Origin of the sequence: Streptomyces siamensis, assembly GCF_039543605.1 — a bacterium.
Taxonomy (GTDB): Bacteria; Actinomycetota; Actinomycetes; order Streptomycetales; family Streptomycetaceae; genus Streptomyces; species Streptomyces siamensis.
Genome location: NZ_BAABKB010000012.1, coordinates 24,040 through 39,774, shown reverse-complemented (window position 1 = coordinate 39,774; position 15,735 = coordinate 24,040). Strand labels below are relative to the sequence as shown.

The 15,735-nt window shown below is 71.0% G+C and carries 16 protein-coding genes; 9 read left to right on the top strand and 7 right to left on the bottom strand.

Features of this window, described 5'->3' with window-relative positions; all coding sequences use genetic code 11:
* The first annotated feature begins 2 nt into the window (after window positions 1–2).
* From ABEB03_RS18490 to ABEB03_RS18465, 6 genes are all read left to right on the top strand, one after another.
* Window positions 3–377 carry a nuclear transport factor 2 family protein gene (locus ABEB03_RS18490; protein ID WP_345649879.1) on the top strand — a complete coding sequence of 125 codons (375 nt, stop codon included), beginning with the start codon at window positions 3–5 and terminating at the stop codon, window positions 375–377.
* A 14-nt stretch (window positions 378–391) separates the two neighbouring features.
* Window positions 392–1,984 carry a GMC family oxidoreductase gene (locus tag ABEB03_RS18485; protein ID WP_345649875.1) on the top strand — a complete coding sequence of 531 codons (1,593 nt, stop codon included), beginning with the start codon at window positions 392–394 and terminating at the stop codon, window positions 1,982–1,984.
* Window positions 1,981–2,388, top strand: a complete 408-nt coding sequence (locus ABEB03_RS18480; RefSeq protein WP_345649872.1) for a VOC family protein — start codon at window positions 1,981–1,983, stop codon at window positions 2,386–2,388. Before ABEB03_RS18485 ends, ABEB03_RS18480 begins: the two co-directional genes overlap by 4 nt.
* Window positions 2,389–2,702: 314 nt before the next feature.
* The gene (locus ABEB03_RS18475) at window positions 2,703–3,158 is read left to right on the top strand and encodes a hypothetical protein (protein ID WP_095937471.1); all 456 of its coding nucleotides are present in this window, start codon (window positions 2,703–2,705) and stop codon (window positions 3,156–3,158) included.
* A 155-nt stretch (window positions 3,159–3,313) separates the two neighbouring features.
* Window positions 3,314–4,567, top strand: a complete 1,254-nt coding sequence (locus ABEB03_RS18470) for an IS701 family transposase (RefSeq protein ID WP_345649869.1) — start codon at window positions 3,314–3,316, stop codon at window positions 4,565–4,567.
* Window positions 4,568–4,901: 334 nt separating this feature from the next.
* On the top strand, window positions 4,902–5,339 hold the full coding sequence (locus tag ABEB03_RS18465) for a TIGR03618 family F420-dependent PPOX class oxidoreductase (protein WP_345649866.1): 438 nt from the start codon (window positions 4,902–4,904) through the stop codon (window positions 5,337–5,339).
* A 115-nt stretch (window positions 5,340–5,454) separates the two neighbouring features.
* On the opposite strand, the gene ABEB03_RS18460 is transcribed toward ABEB03_RS18465, so the two are convergent.
* Window positions 5,455–5,952, bottom strand: a complete 498-nt coding sequence (locus ABEB03_RS18460; RefSeq protein WP_345649863.1) for a cupin domain-containing protein — start codon at window positions 5,950–5,952, stop codon at window positions 5,455–5,457.
* Between the two features lie 266 nt (window positions 5,953–6,218).
* Between ABEB03_RS18460 and ABEB03_RS18455 the strand changes: the two genes are divergently transcribed.
* Window positions 6,219–7,685 carry a flavin monoamine oxidase family protein gene (locus ABEB03_RS18455; protein ID WP_345649860.1) on the top strand — a complete coding sequence of 489 codons (1,467 nt, stop codon included), beginning with the start codon at window positions 6,219–6,221 and terminating at the stop codon, window positions 7,683–7,685.
* 97 nt (window positions 7,686–7,782) lie between these two features.
* Here ABEB03_RS18455 and ABEB03_RS18450 read toward each other — a convergent pair whose 3' ends face one another.
* Complete coding sequence (locus ABEB03_RS18450; protein ID WP_345649857.1) at window positions 7,783–9,165, bottom strand: helix-turn-helix domain-containing protein; 1,383 nt, start codon at window positions 9,163–9,165, stop codon at window positions 7,783–7,785.
* A 414-nt stretch (window positions 9,166–9,579) separates the two neighbouring features.
* Between ABEB03_RS18450 and ABEB03_RS18445 the strand changes: the two genes are divergently transcribed.
* Both ABEB03_RS18445 and ABEB03_RS18440 read left to right on the top strand, forming a co-directional pair.
* Window positions 9,580–10,410, top strand: coding sequence for a thioesterase II family protein (locus ABEB03_RS18445; RefSeq protein ID WP_345649854.1), 831 nt, complete (start codon window positions 9,580–9,582; stop codon window positions 10,408–10,410).
* A gap of 14 nt (window positions 10,411–10,424) precedes the next feature.
* Window positions 10,425–11,378: an NAD-dependent epimerase/dehydratase family protein gene (locus tag ABEB03_RS18440; RefSeq protein ID WP_345649851.1), complete on the top strand. Its 954-nt coding sequence runs from the start codon at window positions 10,425–10,427 to the stop codon at window positions 11,376–11,378.
* Window positions 11,379–11,462: 84 nt separating this feature from the next.
* Here ABEB03_RS18440 and ABEB03_RS18435 read toward each other — a convergent pair whose 3' ends face one another.
* The 5 genes from ABEB03_RS18435 to ABEB03_RS18415 all read right to left on the bottom strand — a co-directional run bounded on the left by ABEB03_RS18435 (window position 11,463) and on the right by ABEB03_RS18415 (window position 15,723).
* On the bottom strand, window positions 11,463–12,224 hold the full coding sequence (locus ABEB03_RS18435; RefSeq protein ID WP_345649848.1) for an SDR family NAD(P)-dependent oxidoreductase: 762 nt from the start codon (window positions 12,222–12,224) through the stop codon (window positions 11,463–11,465).
* A 67-nt stretch (window positions 12,225–12,291) separates the two neighbouring features.
* Window positions 12,292–13,113: an enoyl-CoA hydratase/isomerase family protein gene (locus tag ABEB03_RS18430; protein WP_345649845.1), complete on the bottom strand. Its 822-nt coding sequence runs from the start codon at window positions 13,111–13,113 to the stop codon at window positions 12,292–12,294.
* 1 nt (window position 13,114) lies between these two features.
* Window positions 13,115–14,152 carry a 3-oxoacyl-ACP synthase III family protein gene (locus ABEB03_RS18425; RefSeq protein ID WP_345649842.1) on the bottom strand — a complete coding sequence of 346 codons (1,038 nt, stop codon included), beginning with the start codon at window positions 14,150–14,152 and terminating at the stop codon, window positions 13,115–13,117.
* 342 nt (window positions 14,153–14,494) lie between these two features.
* Window positions 14,495–15,151 (bottom strand): response regulator transcription factor, encoded by a 657-nt coding sequence (locus tag ABEB03_RS18420; protein ID WP_345649839.1) that lies wholly within the window; start codon window positions 15,149–15,151, stop codon window positions 14,495–14,497.
* Window positions 15,148–15,723 carry a flavodoxin family protein gene (locus ABEB03_RS18415; RefSeq protein ID WP_345649836.1) on the bottom strand — a complete coding sequence of 192 codons (576 nt, stop codon included), beginning with the start codon at window positions 15,721–15,723 and terminating at the stop codon, window positions 15,148–15,150. The genes ABEB03_RS18420 and ABEB03_RS18415 overlap by 4 nt, the downstream gene beginning before the upstream one ends.
* Between the last annotated feature and the right edge of the window lie 12 nt (window positions 15,724–15,735).

Sequence of the window (15,735 nt, the reverse complement as noted above, 5' to 3'; positions counted from 1 at the left end):
ACGTGGACACCAGGCAAGTGGTGAACAGCTACTACGAGCTGGCCAACAAGGGTGACTGGGACGCCTGGACGGACCTGTTCGCCGAGCGCCAGACCATGGACGAGCAGCTCGCCGGGCACGTGGAGGGGCGGGAGACCCTGCGCACCATGATGCAGGGCTTCCCGGCGATGTACGCCTCGTTCACGAACACCCCCCGGCACATCGTGGTCGAGGGCGAGCAGGCCGCCGTCGTCTCGCACATCTCGGCGGCCACGCACGCCGGCGAGCCGATCGAGGCCGACGTCGTCAACTACTTCCGGGTGGAGGGCGGTCTCATCTCGTACATGTCCAACCACCACGACACCGTCCCGTTCCGGCCCGTGCTCGGGACCGACTAGAGGCGGGAGCCGCCATGGCGGAACACGAGGACCACAAGGACTACGACTACATCATCGTGGGCGCGGGCACCGCGGGCTCCGTGCTCGCCGCACGTCTCACCGAGGACCCCGCGGTACGGGTCCTGCTCCTGGAGGCCGGCGGGAACCACATCCCGGCCAACGTCGACCAGGCACCGCTCTGGTTCACGCTGCTGGGCTCCGAGGTCGACTGGGGCTACACGAGTGTTCCGCAGCCCGCCCTCGGCGGACGTTCGACGTACGAGCCGCGGGGCAAGATCCCGGGCGGCAGCAGCAACCTGTACATCATGATGCACGTCCGGGGGCACCCCTCGGACTTCGACGCCTGGGCCTACCAGGGCGCCGCGGGATGGTCGTACGAGGACCTGCTGCCCTACTTCCGCAGGATGGAGGACCAGGAGGACCCGCGCGGCCCCGAGACGGGCGTCGGCGGACCCCAGGTCGTCACCAACGCGGGAGCGCACCGGCCCAACCCGCTCTCCCGCACCTTCATCGACGCGTGCGTGGAGCTGGGGCACACCGAGCTGGACGACTTCAACGGCTCACGCATGATCGGCGCGGGCTGGCACCACCTCGACGCCCGCGACGGCCGGCGGCGCGGTGCCCTGGTGTCCTACCTCGAACCGGCCCTGAACCGGCCGAACCTGACGCTGCGTACGGGAGCGCAGGTCTCCCGACTGGTGGTGGAGGACGGCCGGTGCACCGGCGTCACCTACGTCCAGCAGGACGTGGCCCCCGCCGGTGAGGGGCGCACCGTGCCCAACGCGGGCCCCGGCGAGCCGGGCGAGCACACCGTACGGGCCGGTGCCGAGGTCCTGCTGTGCGCGGGCGCGATCGAATCGCCCAAGATCCTGCTGCTGTCCGGGATCGGATCCCCCGACCAGCTGCGGCCGCTGGGCATCGACGTGACGGACGCGCTGCCGGGTGTGGGCGAGAACTTCCACAACCACGTGCTCACCGGTCTGATCGCGGAGACCGCGGAGCCCGTGGAGCAGGGGCATCAGAACCTCTCCGAGTCGGCGCTCTTCGCCACCTCGCGGCCCGGGATGATCGCCCCCGACCTGCAGATCGCCTTCGTGCACGTGCCGTTCGACATCATCGTCGGCCAGCAGCACCCGAACGCGGTCAGCATCCTGCCCGGTGTGGTGCGCCCCAACTCGCGGGGCACGGTGCGGCTGGCGAGCGCCGACCCGTTCGCCAAGCCGCTGGTCGACCCCAACTACCTGGGGGACCGCTCCGACGTGGAGCGTCTGGTGCAGGCGGTGAAGCTGTCCCGCGACATCTTCGCGACCTCGGCCTTCAAGGAGCACCTCAAGGGGGAGCTGCTGCCCGGCCGGGACGTGCGCACGGACGCCGACATCGAGCGGTTCGTGCGCGAGCGCGCGGACAGCTACCACCACCAGGCCGGCTCGTGCCGCATGGGCATCGACGACCTCTCGGTCGTCGACCCGGACCTGAAGGTGCACGGGGTGCGCGGGCTGCGGGTCGTCGACGCGAGCGTGATGCCCGCGGTGCCGTCGGGCAACTGCAACACGGCCATCGCGGCGATCGCCGAGCGCGCCGCCGACCTGATCAAGGGGGACGTATGAGCCTTCGGTGGTCCCATGTGGGGCTCAACTGCCGTGATCTGGGCGCGACGGAGGCCTTCTACGAGAAGTGGTTCGGCTTCAGCCGGGCGCGCACCGTGGAACTGGACGACGACCGGATCGTGTTCCTGCGGCAGGGCGACGTGTACCTGGAGCTGTTCCACACCGACACCGAGCCGCTGGTGAAGCCGGCCGGCGACGGCCCCGCGCAGCCGGGCGTGGCCCGCCATCTGGCCTTCCAGACCGACGACCTGGAGGCCTTCCTGGCCAAGGTGGGCGACGAGGTTCCGGTGACTTTGGGACCGCTGCATTTCGACGACTTCATCCCCGGGTGGCAGACCGTCTGGCTGACCGACCCGGACGGGGTGATCGTCGAGGTCAGCGAGGGGTACCGGGACGCCTCCTGACCACCGGCGGGGGCGGGCGGGCCGCAGCGACGGCCGGCCCGCCCTTCGCCGTGCGGTGCCCGTGTCCGGTGCGGTGCCCTTGGACCGTGCGGTGCCCGCGCTCCGTGCGTGCCCGCGTCCCGTGCGGTGCCTCCCGACTGTGCGCCGGCCGCGCACGGCGGCGAGGCGGAGAGAAGGCAGGCAGGCCGTCGTCGGGTTCTGTGCACGGGAGTTGGCACAGTTCGCGCGACGAACCGCCAAGTCGTTGGAAGCGACCGGGGGCCTGCCTTGACTGAAAGAGACCGATCACACGCGTACGAGGAAGAAGGCTTCCCATGACCGAATCCACGCTGCTCGGCGCCTCGCTGACCGAACAGTCCATCAAGGACGCGGTCCGCGACTGGTACGTCGCACTGGACCAGCACGTCCCGCTGGAGCAGGTGCTGCCCTATCTCGTCCAGGACGGCCTGGAGATGCGCTTCCCCGAGGCGACGCTCACCACCCTGGACGAGTTCAAGGGCTGGTACGAGGCGGTGACCAATCGCTTCTTCGACGAGGTGCACGAGCTCAAGAGCGTCGAGGTGGAGCCCGCCGTCGGCGGTGAGACGCTTGTCAAGGTGGTTGTCAACTGGCAGGCCCACATCTGGAATCCGCCGGCGGCACGCAGTCAGTGGCTCGGATTCGACGCCTACCAGACCTGGATCGTCGTGGCAGGTGAGGACGGCCGCCCGCTGGTGAAGACGTACATCGTGGACGACCTGGACCCCATGGAGGGCTCGGCGTCCCTGTAAAACGCGTTCTCCCTCCGCAACGGGCGGAGTCTCCGCAGGTCGGAGGCTCCGCCCGTTGTTGTGTGACACCCCGTCAACTCCCTGCTTGACTGGTGACTTGACAGATTTTCACAGGCGGAGTTAACTGTCATTGATGCTTCACGCAGGGGGTCTCCATGTCTTTGAACGCTGACCTGAACGCCACGCGGGAGCGGGGCTGGGGAGACGGTCTCTCCGAATACTGCGCGTATCTCTTCTCGCCATTCGCCCGCTCCGACCAGCGTCGCTGGGGTGAGGTCTATGTGCGTGGACTGCTCGATGCCAGTGGCCGCAAGACGCCGGCCCGTATCTCCGAGCACGTCCTCGGCCGCCGCGCCTCGCAGTCGCTGCAACAGTTCGTGAGCCAAAGTCCCTGGGAATGCACCGACGTCCGCAAGCGGCTCGCCGAGCAGGTGTTCCTGGCCGCCGAGCCCGACGCCTGGGTCGTGGACGAGGTCGTCTTCCCGAAGAACGGCAACCACTCGGCGGGCGTCGCCCGCCAGTACGTGCCGGCCGAGGGACGCACCGCCAACTGCCAGCTGGGTCTGGCCGTCTCCCTCGCCACCGAGGAGGCCAGCATCCCGGTGAACTGGCGGCTGTTGATGCCACCGCACTGGGACGACGACGACCGGCGGCGCGGCGCCGCCCGGGTGCCGGACGTCGAGCGCCATCAGCCGCGCTGGCGGCACGTCCTGGACAGCCTCGACGAGATGGTGCAGGAGTGGGACCTCAAGCCCGCCCCGATCCTCGCCGACTGGCGGCACGAGCCCGACGTACTGCCTCTGCTCGACGGCCTGGAGGCCCGAGGGCTCGGCTATCTCGTCGAGGTCTCCGGTGGTGCGCCGCTGCTCGCGGCACCCTCGGCGAACGGATCGCCGGTCGTGCTGGGCACCGCCGCCGACATGATGCACACCGCCGGCCGGCGCAGCGCCCGCGTCACGCTCGCCTGGCGGGAGGGCGTCGAGAGCCGGGTTCGGCAGTCGCAGTTCCTCGCCGCGCAGATCCCGGCCGGACCCGGCGGGCCCACCGCCCGGCACGGCGAGCGCCGCTTCCGCCGGCCCCGCCAGCTTCTGGTCGAATGGCCGGCCGGACGCCCGCAACCGCGCACCTACTGGGTCACCAACCTCGGCTCGCGCCGGCTGCCGGACCTCGTCTCCACGGCGAAGCTGCGCTGGCGTTCCCGCTACGACCTGGGCCGGCTGCGCGAGGAGTGCGGGCTCGTGGACTTCGAGGGGCGCTCCTTCCGGGGCTGGCACCACCATGTGACGCTGGCCTCCGCGGCCCACGGCTTCCAGGCCCTGGAGCGGCTCGCGGCCCGGCGGGCGGCCGGTGTCCTGCGCCGTCACGGGGGAATCCCGGCCATGCCCGCCGTGGCCGCCATGTCCCCCTGAAAGACCCGCGCCACCCGACACGGTGCCGCACGGCGCACCGTACGGGAAGGAATCACCGGCCCCGCGTCGCGACCGGGGCCAGGGAACTTCCGCGATTCTCCGAGGACCTGTCGATCCGAATACCCGGGAAACTCGGAACGAACAGATCCGAAAAGCGGAGGACCGGAACACGGGAGTCCGGCGGATTCACGCCGGCGGTCTCCCGCAATTTCCCCCCACAGGCCGGGGACGCTTTTCCGAAGCGGCGTCCCCGCACAGCTCCCGCCGCCAGGGGTCGGGCGGCGGGAGCTGTTTCCCTTTTACCGGCTGGTTGATCAGTGAGAGAGGGACCACCTTGACCACCACGAAGGCCTACCGACTGACCGAACCGGTGCGCCGGGCCCTCACCTCCGGTCGTCTCGCGCACATGGTCACGCTCAACCCCGACGGCAGTCCGCAGGTGGCCTGTGTCTGGGTGGGGCTCGACGAGGAGGACCGGATCGTCTCCGGGCACCTCTACGCGCAGCAGAAGATCCGCAATCTGCGGCGCGACCCGCGGGTCGCCCTGTCCATGGCGGCCGGCGTCAGGAGCCCGGAGGGCATGGAGTACCACTTCGTGGCGCACGGCACCGCCGAGGTCCTGGAGGGCGGCGCCGTCGCCCTGCTGGGCCGGATCGCCGCACCGTACCTGGAGGACGGCAGGACCTGGCCCGCCGAACGCTTCGCCGGAGCCACCGGATTCGTCGTCCGCACCACCGTCGACCGGGTGACGGGCTTCGGCCCGTGGGACTAGTCCCGCGCCCGCACGGCAGGACCCGCGAACTCCCGGACCGGCAGTGCAGACGTCCTGCCGGTCCGGATGCCGCGGGCCCTCGTGGAACGCGTGCGTAGGGCGCGTCGACGCACCCTCAGGCGGCCTGCGGGGAACGCGCCGCCGCCCAGATCTCGCTCTGCACCGAGTGACTGTCGAAGCTGTCCTCGACGGCCAGCAGGTCCGAGTACGGGGCCTCCCCGTTGACGATGCGGCCCAGCAGCCGGAAGTAGTCGAAGCGGTCGACGCCCGGCGTGATGGTGATCAGCAGCTCCGCCTCCGATCCGGGCACCGCGGCGAAGGCGTGCGGCATGAACGGCGGTACGACGACGAGGTCGCCGCGGCCCGCCTCGACGACCTTGTCGTCGTTGAGCAGCTGCACGGCGCCCGAGACGACGTAGAACAGCTCCGAGGAGCGGGCGTGGTAGTGCGGTGCGGAACCGTCGGCTCCCGCGGCGAGCAGCACCCGGTGGCAGCTGAGCGCGCCCGCCGTGCTCGCCGAGTCGGTGAGCAGGAAGGCGGCGCCGGTGGCATGGCCGATGGTCTCGGCCTCGGCGCCCCGTACGAGCACGGGTTCGTGGCGGAATGCGGACATCCTTTTACCCTCCCGAGAAATCCGGTGACTGCCGTTGTATCCACAACGCATATTCCTGTCCACGGAACTTGACGCAGTGCGAAGGCGGCCCCCGGACAATTTCCCGTATCCGCACGGGATTTCGAAACACTTGGTCCGGTCCTGATAGGACGGACGCGTAGCCCTTTCCTCACGACGCACCGCGCAGCACCGCACGGGCACGCCCACGTCCCGAGCACGCAGAGCAAGCCATGCCACGCATTCGAAGGGGAATCATGAGACCGCAAATGAACCGCAGAAGCCTCCTCGGGGCCGGTGTCGCCCTGGGGGCCGGCGCCGCCACCACCGCCGTGGCGACCCCCGCCAGGGCGCAGACCGTCGACGGCGCCGACGCCGTCGTCGACACGGTGGTCGTCGGAGCGGGACTCGCCGGCCTGGCCGCGGCCCGCAAACTGGTCGCCGCCGGCAAGAAGGTGCTGGTCCTGGAGGCCCGTGACCGGGTCGGCGGGCGCGTCCACGACATCCGTCTCGCCAACGGCGGAACCATCGAGCGCGGCGGTCAGTTCACCGGCCCCACCCAGACCCGGCTCCAGGCGCTCGCCGACGAACTCGGCGTGAAGACGTTCACCGGCTACAACACCGGCGAGAGCATCTACTACACCGCCGACGGCACGGCGATCCGCTACACCGGAGCGCTGCCGCCCATGGACAACGACTCCTACCAGGCGCTCGGCCAGGCCATCTACCAGCTCGACACGCTCGCCTCGACCGTCCCCGTCGACACACCCTGGGCCGCGCCGAAGGCCGAGGAACTGGACGGCCAGACCTTCGCGAGCTGGATCGAGGGCAACGTCACCAACGCCGACGCGAAGACGATCCTGCACCTGATGTCCAACGGCGCGCTCTCCGCCGAGTCCCGCGACATCTCGCTGCTCTGGATCCTCTCCTACATAGCCGTCTCCGGGAACGAGACCAACCCGGGCAACCTCACCCGCCTCATCAGCACCCTCGGCGGCGCCCGCGACTCACGCTTCGTCGGCGGCCCGTACCAGATCGCCACGAAGATGGCCGCCGCCCTCGGCAGCAAGGTCGTCCTGAAGACGCCGGTCCGCCGCATCGTCCAGTCCGGCGGTTCCGCCCTCGTCGTCGCCGACAACCTCGCGGTGTCGGCGAGTTCGGTCGTCGTCGCGCTGCCGCCCACACTCGCCGGCCGCATCGTCTACAGCCCCGCGCTGCCCGCGACCCGCGACCAGCTCACCCAGCGTTTCCCCCTCTCCTCCATCGGCAAGGCCATCGCGGTCTACGACAAGCCCTTCTGGCGGGACGCCGGCCTCAACGGCCAGGTGGCGGCCCTGACCGGGACGACGCGCAGCACCTTCGACAACTCGCCGCCCGACGGCTCGTACGGTGCCCTGCTCGCCTTCCTCGACGGCGACCAGATGCGTGCGGTCGAGGACAAGAGCGACGCCACCGTCAAGCAGCTCATCCTCGACGACCTGACCCGGTACTTCGGCTCCAAGGCGGCCACGCCCACCGAGTTCGTGCTGGGACGCTGGGACGCCGAGGAGTACACCCGCGGCGGCGCGCCGGGCTTCACGCCACCCGGTGTCCTCACCCGGTTCGGCACCGCCATCCGGAAGACCACAGGCGTCATCCACTGGGCGGGCGCCGAGACCGCCACCTTCTGGAACGGTCACATGGAAGGTGCCGTCCGTTCCGGCGAGCAGGCCGCCGCCGACATCCTCAAGGGGTGAACCGCCCCGCTCCGTGGGCCGCGCGGGGCTCGTCCCGGGCGCACCGGGACGAGCCCCCCGGCCCGTGGTCCCGGAGGCCGGGAGGGCCGCCCCCGGCTCACAGGTGCGGTTCGGTGAGCACCACCTCGCGCATCGGCAACTGTTCCAGGGACAGCGGTTCGGACGCGGGCAGCGGATGCAGCCCGACACCCGCGAGCGCCTGTTGGTAGGCGCCCAGGGCCTCCGCCGAGCGGCCCTGCTGCTGTCTCAGGTCGCCGATGCGGCGCCAGAGCTTCGAGGTCTTCCTGCTCGGCGGGATCCCGTCGAGCAGGAGCACCGCGTCCTGGAACGCTCTCTCGCCGCGGTCGGCGTCCCCGGCGGCGAACAGGGCCTCGCCGAGGATGAACCGTGCCTCGACGGCCTCGGGGGAGTCCTGCGCCCCGAACAGGCCGAGCGCCCGCTCGGAGAGCTCCACCGCCTCCGCGGCGCGGCCGCAGCGCAGCGTGGCCCAGGCGACACCCATTCCGGCCAGCGCGCGCTCCGTCGCCGAGCCGACTTCGGCCAGTTCCCGCCGTGCCTCCTCCAGCAGCCGCAACGCCCGTTCGGGCTCGGGGGTGTGGGACTCGAGCAGCAGGATGCCGTACGAGCTCTTGAGCATCGCCTGGTGCCGGACGTTGTCCGTCTCCGCCATGAGCACCAGGGCCCGCTCGATCAGGGCGAGGGCCTCACTGGTCCGGCCGTGCGAGTGGGCCACCAGGCCCGCGTTCCAGTACGCCGAGCCACGTGTCACCCGCGAACCCGTGTGCTCCGCGGTCTCGACCAGCCGGGCCGCGAGCATGTGGGCCCGCGGAAGATTGCCGCGCAGCTGGTAACAGCCCATCAGGGCGGTGCCCAGCTGCACATGGTCGTCGGTGGACTCCAGGCCGAGCTCGTCGAGCACGCGCGTGGCCTTCTCGCCGATCTCGATGCTCATGTCCAGGTCGCCGGCGGCGCGATAACAGCGGCAGAGCGCGGTCGCCAGCTGGGCCCACTCCGCCGAGCCGGGTGTGGTGTCGGGCGATTCGTAGAGCGAGTGCAGGAGTTGGAGGGCGGATTCGGTGTGGCCCAGTCTCTCCATGGTCAGGGCCTGGCCGAGTTTCGCCCTGCTCAGGGCGGGTCCGTCGAGGAGGCGGGCCGAGTCGAGGACCTCGCTGTAGGACTGGAGGGCCTCTCCGTGGGAGCCGCCCCGCAACGCGATGTCGGCGAAGGCGAGTTTGAGCCGGAGCTCCTTGAGCCGGTTGTCGTCACGCCCGGTGCGCAGGTACTCCACGGAGCAGCCCACCCGGTCGGCGAGTGCTTCGAGGATCGCGGGAGACGGCATCCTCTTGCCCGTCTCGATCAGGGACACATAACTGACGGAGATGTCCTCCGAGGCCAGGTCCTGTTGGTTCAGGCCGCGCCGTCGGCGTTGCTCGCGCAGACGCCGGCCGATGCCGCTGGACGCGCTCAATGGCGGTTTCATGTTTCTCCAGGGGCTTACTGACATGCCCTTGCACAGCATGGGGGGTGGTTGCGGGCACGGTGCGACTTCTTGTTTACCGCCAATTGTCAGCGTGTCAATGCGGGTACCCGGGCAATGGCCGAAGTCTGTTCCTCTCCATTTCCCGCCACACCCACTCCGACGTGCTGCGCCGTAGCGGATCGCCACACTGTGTCAGATTTGATTGACTGTCCGAGGTGCATGGACTTGACTACGGAAGTCAAATTCCCGCTGTGGAAGGCTCCAACCATGCCCGGGGCCCCCAATTGTCGACGGCACCGCTGAGGCGACTTCGCGACCGAGGGCCGCACCCCGGGACCCGGCCGCCGGCCGGGCCCGCCCGCACGGACAGGAGCTGACCCGGCATCGCCCCCCACCGCGTCTGGAGGTGTCCCCGTGCCGACCGAACCCTGGCTGTCCCGCACGCCCGCGCCGGAGGCCGCCGCCCGTGTCTTCTGCTTCCCGTTCCCCGGGCTCGGCGCCTCCGCCTACCGGCACTGGCCGGACCGGATCGCCGGCGCCGAACTCTGCCGTGTCCAGCCGCCGGGCCGGGAGGCGCGCCGGGGCGAGGAGCACTACGGCACGTACGAGGCGTTCGCCGCGCGGGCCGCCGAAGCACTGCTGCCGCTGCTCGACCGACCCTTCGCCCTGCTCGGACACAGCACCGGGGCGCTGCAGGCCTTCGCGCTCACCGTGCACCTGGTCAGACGCCGACTCCCGCTTCCAGAGCGGCTGTTCGTCTCGGGTCAGGTGGCGCCGCACCAGGGCCCCTGGGGTCCACTGCTGCGCATGAGCGACGCCCAGCTCGTCACCGAGATCGGCAGGCTCACCCGCGCCATGGGCGGCGTCGAGTCCCTCGGCACCATCCGCGCCGGACTCCCCGTGCTGCGGGCCGACGTCACCGCCGCCCAGCGCTACAGCGTCCAGCTCCCGGTGCCGCTGCCCGTCGGCGTGCACGCCATCGGCTGGCGCGACGACGACCAGGTGCCGCCGGAGCGGATGGCGGGCTGGGCGGCCTGCTCCGCGCGGGGCGCCTTCCGGAGCGTGACGCTGCCCGGCGGACACCACGCCTTCCTCGACCCGCCGCCCCGGCTGCTGGCCGAACTCGCCCACGAGATAGACCGGTTCACCGGTGACAGTGACCAGCATCACATCGACGAACTGTCGCAGCGACGTGCCGTCGCCCGTCCTGAAGTCACCCATCGTTCCCGGGCAGCCGGGGCCTGATTCCTGGAGTAGTCATGCAAGTTCTCGTTGCCGGAGGGACCGGCGTCATCGGTCGGCAGCTGGTGCCGCTGCTGCGTTCGGCGGGCCACGACGTGGTCGTGCTGTCCCGCCCCGGACGCAGCGCGACGGCCGCCGACCGGCTCGGCGCGAAGGTCGTCGAGGCGGACGCCCTGGACCGCGCCGCGGTCGCCAAGGCGCTGCGCTCCGCCGCCCCCGAGGCCATCGTCAACATGCTCACGGCCATCCCGGCCGAGATCAATCCGCGCCGCCTGGCCAAGGACTTCGAACTGACCAACCGGCTGCGCACGGAGGGCACCCGCAACCTCCTCGAGGTCGCCCGCGACATCGGCGTACGACGCGTCGTCGCCCAGGGGCTCGCCTACGCCTACGAGCCGGGCGGCAGCGGCCCCGCCGACGAGGAGGCGCCGCTGTGGAAGAACCCGCCCAAGCAGTTCGTGCCGGTGCTCGGCGCCCTGCGTGACCTGGAGCGGCAGACGCTGCTCGCCGAGGGTGCCGTGCTGCGCCTCGGGCACCTCTACGGGCCGGGCACGATCTACGCCCAGGACGGCTCCTTCGTCCAGCAGGTGCGGGCGGGCAAGGTCCCGCTCGTCGGCGGCGGCACCGCCACCTTCTCCTTCACCCACACCCGGGACGCGGCCGCCGCGGTGGTCGCGGCGCTCAACTCCGACTACAGCGGTGTGCTGAACGTCGTCGACGACGAGCCGGCACCGATGAACGTGTGGCTGCCCGAACTCGCCGACATCCTCGGCGCCCGCAAGCCCAAGGGCGCGCCCGCAGCGCTCGCCCGGATGGCGGTCGGCGGCTGGGGCGTTGCCTTCATGACCCAGCTGCGCGGCGCGGACAACTCCCGCGCCAAGCTCCAGCTCGACTGGACTCCGCGGTACCCGACCTGGCGTACCGGCTTCACCGCGGAGCTGAGCAGCACCGCGTCGCCCGCGGCGGCCTGACCGGAACCGGGAAGGCGGGGCCCGGCCGGTCCGACGGCGGTCGGGAAGGCCGGGCCCCGCGGGTGACGGCGGCGGCGGTGCGTCTCACGCGACACCGAGACGCACCGCGCCGTCCAGCCGGATCACCTCTCCGTTGAGCATCGGGTTCTCCACCACGTGGGTGACCAGCGAGGCGAACTCGTCGGGCCGGCCCATGCGCCGGGGGTGCGGCGTCTGTCCCACCAGCGAGGCCCGCATGTCGTCCCGCAGCCCTGCGACCATCGGGGTCTCGAACAGGCCGGGTGCCACGGTGACCACCCGGACGGCGTGCTTGGCCAGGTCCCGGGCGAGCGGCAGCGTCATCCCGGTGACACCGGCCTTGGACGCGGCGTAGGCGGCCTGCCCGGCCATCCCGTCGAAGGCCGCGATGGACGCCGTGCACACGATCACACCCCGGTCGCCGTCCTGCGGCTCGTTGCCCGCCATCGCGGCGGCCGCCAGTCGTACGACGTTGAAGGTGCCGAGCAGGTTGACGCGCACGACCTCCTCGAACTCGGTGGCCGGCAGCGGGCCGCCGCGGCCGAGGACCCGGCCGGTGCGGGCCGAGCCCGCGCAGTTGACGGCGATGCCGAGCCGGCCCCGCCGGGTGGCCTCGGCGACCGCCGCCTCGACGTCCTCCTCGCGGGAGACGTCGCCCTGCACGAACCCGATGTCGTGACCGAGTTCGGCCGCCGCCTTCGCGCCCCGCTCGGCGGAGCGGCCGGTCAGCACGACCTGGGCGCCCGCGGCGAGCAGCCGCCGGGCCAGGGCGAGTCCCAGGCCCGAGGTGCCGCCCGTGATGAGGGCGACGTTCCCTTCGATGTTCATGACTCCTCGTCTCGTCCAGTACGTCTCGCGCGCCTCGTCCGGCGTGCCCGGTCCGTGCGTGCGGTGGTCAGTGCCCCCGGAAGGCGGCGGGCCTGCGTTCGACGAACGCGGTGATGCCCTCGGCCGCGTCGAACGTGCCCGCGGTGGACCGCAGCGTCGTCGACTCGTCCTCCAGATGTTCGGCCAGCGCCCGGCGCGAGGCGGCGCGCAGCAGCCGCCCGCTCTCCCCGAAGGCGCGGGTGGGACCCGCAGCGAGCTGCTCGGCGACCTGCCGTGCCCGCCCGGCGAGTTGCCCGGACGGCACGACCTCGGTGCACAGCCCCCACTCGACGGCCTCCTCGGCCTCCAGCACATGGCCGAGCATCGTCATCCGCTGCGCCCGGCGCAGCCCCACGAGCTGCGGGAGCTGGTGGCTGGTGGCGGCGTCGGGCGTGAGCCCGAGCGCCGCGTACGCGGAGCGGAAGGTCGAGCCCTCCTCGGTGAGCAGTACGTCCGCGAGGCTGGCGACCCCGAGGCCGGCGCCCGCCACATGGCCGCCGGCCGCCACCACGAGCGGGGCGTCGTTCGCGACCAGCCGGGCGAGCGCGGCGTGCAGGTGACTGGTCACCTCCAGGAGGTGACCGGGGATGTCCGGCTGGACGCGGAAGCTCTTCAGGTCGCCGCCGACGCAGAAGTGCGGGCCCGCCCCGGTGAGCAGCACGCACCGGGCGCGGGCCACCGGCTCCAGGTGCACCGCGTCCAGCAGGTCGCGGGCGAGCGTGAGGTCGATGGCGTTGCGCCGCTCCGGACGGTTCAGCAGGACGTGGGCCACCCCGCCGCCCCAGGTGACCTGGATGGTGCTGAACTCCCGGCTCCCGACCGGGAGTTCGCCGACAGCGGTGACCGTCATCTCAGGCACCCAGCAGGAAGTCGTCTTCCGCGGCCCAGCGCACCACGGTGCCGCCGTGGCTCATGCCGGCCCCGAAGGAGACGAGCACCACGTTGTCGCCCGGCTTGACCCGCCCGGCGTCGATCGCGTCGCGCAGGGCCAGCGGAACGCCCGCGCCCGAGGTGTTGCCGTACCGCTCGACCGTGGTGAACGTACGGTCCGCGGGAAGGCCGATCTTCTCCATCAGGGCGTGGATCATGTGGTAGTTGGCCTGGTGGAAGATGATCAGGTCGATGTCCTCGACCGTCATGCCCTCGGCCTTCACCAGCTGCTCGACGAAGCCCGGGATGTGCTCCAGGGCGAAGTCGCGCACCGAACGGCCGTGCATGTAGGAGTAGTTGTTGCCGAACGCCGACAGCTTGGGGGTGCCGTCCGGCCAGGTGCGGTCCTCCCGCTTGACGTACGCGGTGTGGTACGAGCTCGGGTCGCTGGCCAGCAGCGCCGAACCGACGCCCGTGCCGGGAGCGGTCGGCTCCAACAGGTAGCAGGCGGCACCGTCGCCGAAGATGACGCCGACCGTGCGGTCCTCCGGGTCGAAGAGCTTGGTGTTGACGTCGGCGAGCACGACCGCGACGCGGCGGTAGTCACCGGACTTCACGAACTTGGCACCCACGTCGAGGGCGAAGACGCCGCCCGGGCACCCGCCGCTGTTCACGTCGAAGCCGGGCACCCCCTGGATGCCGGCCTTGCGCATGATGCCCACGGCCGCGGCCGGGATCATGTGGTCCGGGGTGTAGGTCCCGCAGATGACCAGGTCGAGCGAGTCCGGGCTGACCCCCGCACGCTCGCAGGCGTCGAGGAGGGCGGCGGCGCCGAGGTCGGACGTCCACTCGTCCGGGGCGGACCAGCGCCGTTCCTTGATGCCGATGAACTTGCTGATCCACTCGTCGGTCGTGTCGAGCAGCTGCTCCAGCTCGGCGTTGGTGACCACCCGGTCCGGGATGCGGCCCCCGACGGCCTTGATGCCGACGCCGTGCGAGGTCTTCTTGGTGAGTTCCATCGGACGTGACTCCTGTGAGGCTGAGTACGGATGAAGGCGTGTGCGGCGGAGAAGGGGAAGCGGTGCCGGGCTGGGCGCGGCTCGCGTGGAGCCGCGCCCCCGCCTGCGGAACGGCCTTGGCCTTCTGGACCCTCGGCCTTCCGGCTCATCCTTTTGGGAGACGTTCCGGATTTCCTTGCCGCACCAATAGATTCGCGCATCCCGCGGGATTCGGTAATGCACTTCCGGGGTGCTCGGTCGGGGTACCCGATCGGGTAGGGTCCGGTCACAGTCGTCAAGCCGCCGAGAATACGGGAAAGGGCGTGCCGCCGAGGCGGCACGCCCTGTTCTCCGACGTACGGTCTACGCCGGTTGCGCGGCTCTGATCAGGCCTTCCTGGAGCGCCAGCGCGACCGCCAGCGTCCGGTTGGGGGCGTTCAACTTCGCCAGGAGATTGGTGACGTGACGTTTTATGCCGTGCTCGGAAATACCGAGCCGACGTGCTATCTGCTTATTACTCAGACCCTCGGCCAGAAAATGCAGGACCTCCTCCTCGCGGGGTGTGATGGAAATGCGTCGCGAGGGCCTGTGCTCCGGCCTTCGCCGGGAACGCGACATGAGACTGCGGGCGAGTGCGGGCGGCAGCGGAATATCACCCGCGTTCACCTGGTCCACCGCCTCACGGAGCTTGTCGACGGTCACCTCCGCCTGCATCAGGAAGCCGTGCGCGGCGAGCACCGTCTCCTCGTCGAGGACGTCGAGGTCCGGGCCCTCCAGCAGGATCAGCGCCCGTGCTCCCTGCCGCACCGCCCCGCGCACCAGGCCGGCGGTGTCCGGGCCCGAGCCAAGACACAGCACGATGTCCGGCCGTTGCGCGGGCAGCAGCGCCATCGCCTCGGACGCCTTGCCGCAGGCCCACACCGACCCCATGGCGGGGATGCTCTTGAGCATGGAGCGGACACCGTGGCTGAGCAGTTCGTTGTCGATCACGACCAGCGCGGTGGCCCCGGGGGAGCTCAACGTGCCACCCCCGCGAAGCCCTTGGCGACCGTGGCGACCCGCCGGCCCAGATGCCGGGCCGTCTCCGTGTCGGCCTTGGTGACGGCCTCCGGGCCCTCGTCGGTGTTGGCCTGGGCGCCCGCGCCGAGCGTGATCCCGAGACGGTTGAGGTCGTGCTCGGAGCCCGTCGACGAGCACCAGCCAGGCGTCAGGTCCAGGTTGATCCAGTGCATGCCGTGCTGCGAGGCGAGGATCGAGAAGTACTGCAAGGTGTGCAGCTTGTCGCCGTTCATCGCGCCCGCCACGGTGAACCCCGAGGCGAGCTTGTCCTTCCAGGCCCGTGCCGCCCACCGCTTCGACGTCGACTCGGCGAAGACGTGGAAGGCGGCGGACGCGGTGCCCATGTAGGTGGGTGCGCCGAAGACGATCGCGTCCGCGGCGTCGAGGGCGGCCCACTCCTCATCGGTGATGCCGTCCACCGCGATCAGCACGGCGTCGGCACCCGCGTCGGCCACGCCGTCGCGCACCGCCTCCGCGAGGACCGTGGTGTGCCCGAACCCGGAGTGGTAGGCGATGGCGACCGTGGTACCCATGTGCGTACTCCA

Bases quoted from the DNA above. Each gene is read 5' to 3' on its own strand.
- ABEB03_RS18480 (WP_345649872.1), top strand. From the start codon at position 1,981: ATGAGCCTTCGGTGGTCCCATGTGGGGCTCAACTGCCGTGATCTGGGC.
- ABEB03_RS18435 (WP_345649848.1), bottom strand. From the start codon at position 12,224: ATGAACATCGAAGGGAACGTCGCCCTCATCACGGGCGGCACCTCGGGC.
- ABEB03_RS18450 (WP_345649857.1), bottom strand. From the start codon at position 9,165: ATGAAACCGCCATTGAGCGCGTCCAGCGGCATCGGCCGGCGTCTGCGC.
- ABEB03_RS18470 (WP_345649869.1), top strand. From the start codon at position 3,314: ATGTCTTTGAACGCTGACCTGAACGCCACGCGGGAGCGGGGCTGGGGA.
- ABEB03_RS18425 (WP_345649842.1), bottom strand. From the start codon at position 14,152: ATGGAACTCACCAAGAAGACCTCGCACGGCGTCGGCATCAAGGCCGTC.
- ABEB03_RS18460 (WP_345649863.1), bottom strand. From the start codon at position 5,952: ATGTCCGCATTCCGCCACGAACCCGTGCTCGTACGGGGCGCCGAGGCC.
- ABEB03_RS18475 (WP_095937471.1), top strand. From the start codon at position 2,703: ATGACCGAATCCACGCTGCTCGGCGCCTCGCTGACCGAACAGTCCATC.
- ABEB03_RS18430 (WP_345649845.1), bottom strand. From the start codon at position 13,113: ATGACGGTCACCGCTGTCGGCGAACTCCCGGTCGGGAGCCGGGAGTTC.
- ABEB03_RS18455 (WP_345649860.1), top strand. From the start codon at position 6,219: ATGAACCGCAGAAGCCTCCTCGGGGCCGGTGTCGCCCTGGGGGCCGGC.
- ABEB03_RS18440 (WP_345649851.1), top strand. From the start codon at position 10,425: ATGCAAGTTCTCGTTGCCGGAGGGACCGGCGTCATCGGTCGGCAGCTG.
- ABEB03_RS18485 (WP_345649875.1), top strand. From the start codon at position 392: ATGGCGGAACACGAGGACCACAAGGACTACGACTACATCATCGTGGGC.
- ABEB03_RS18415 (WP_345649836.1), bottom strand. From the start codon at position 15,723: ATGGGTACCACGGTCGCCATCGCCTACCACTCCGGGTTCGGGCACACC.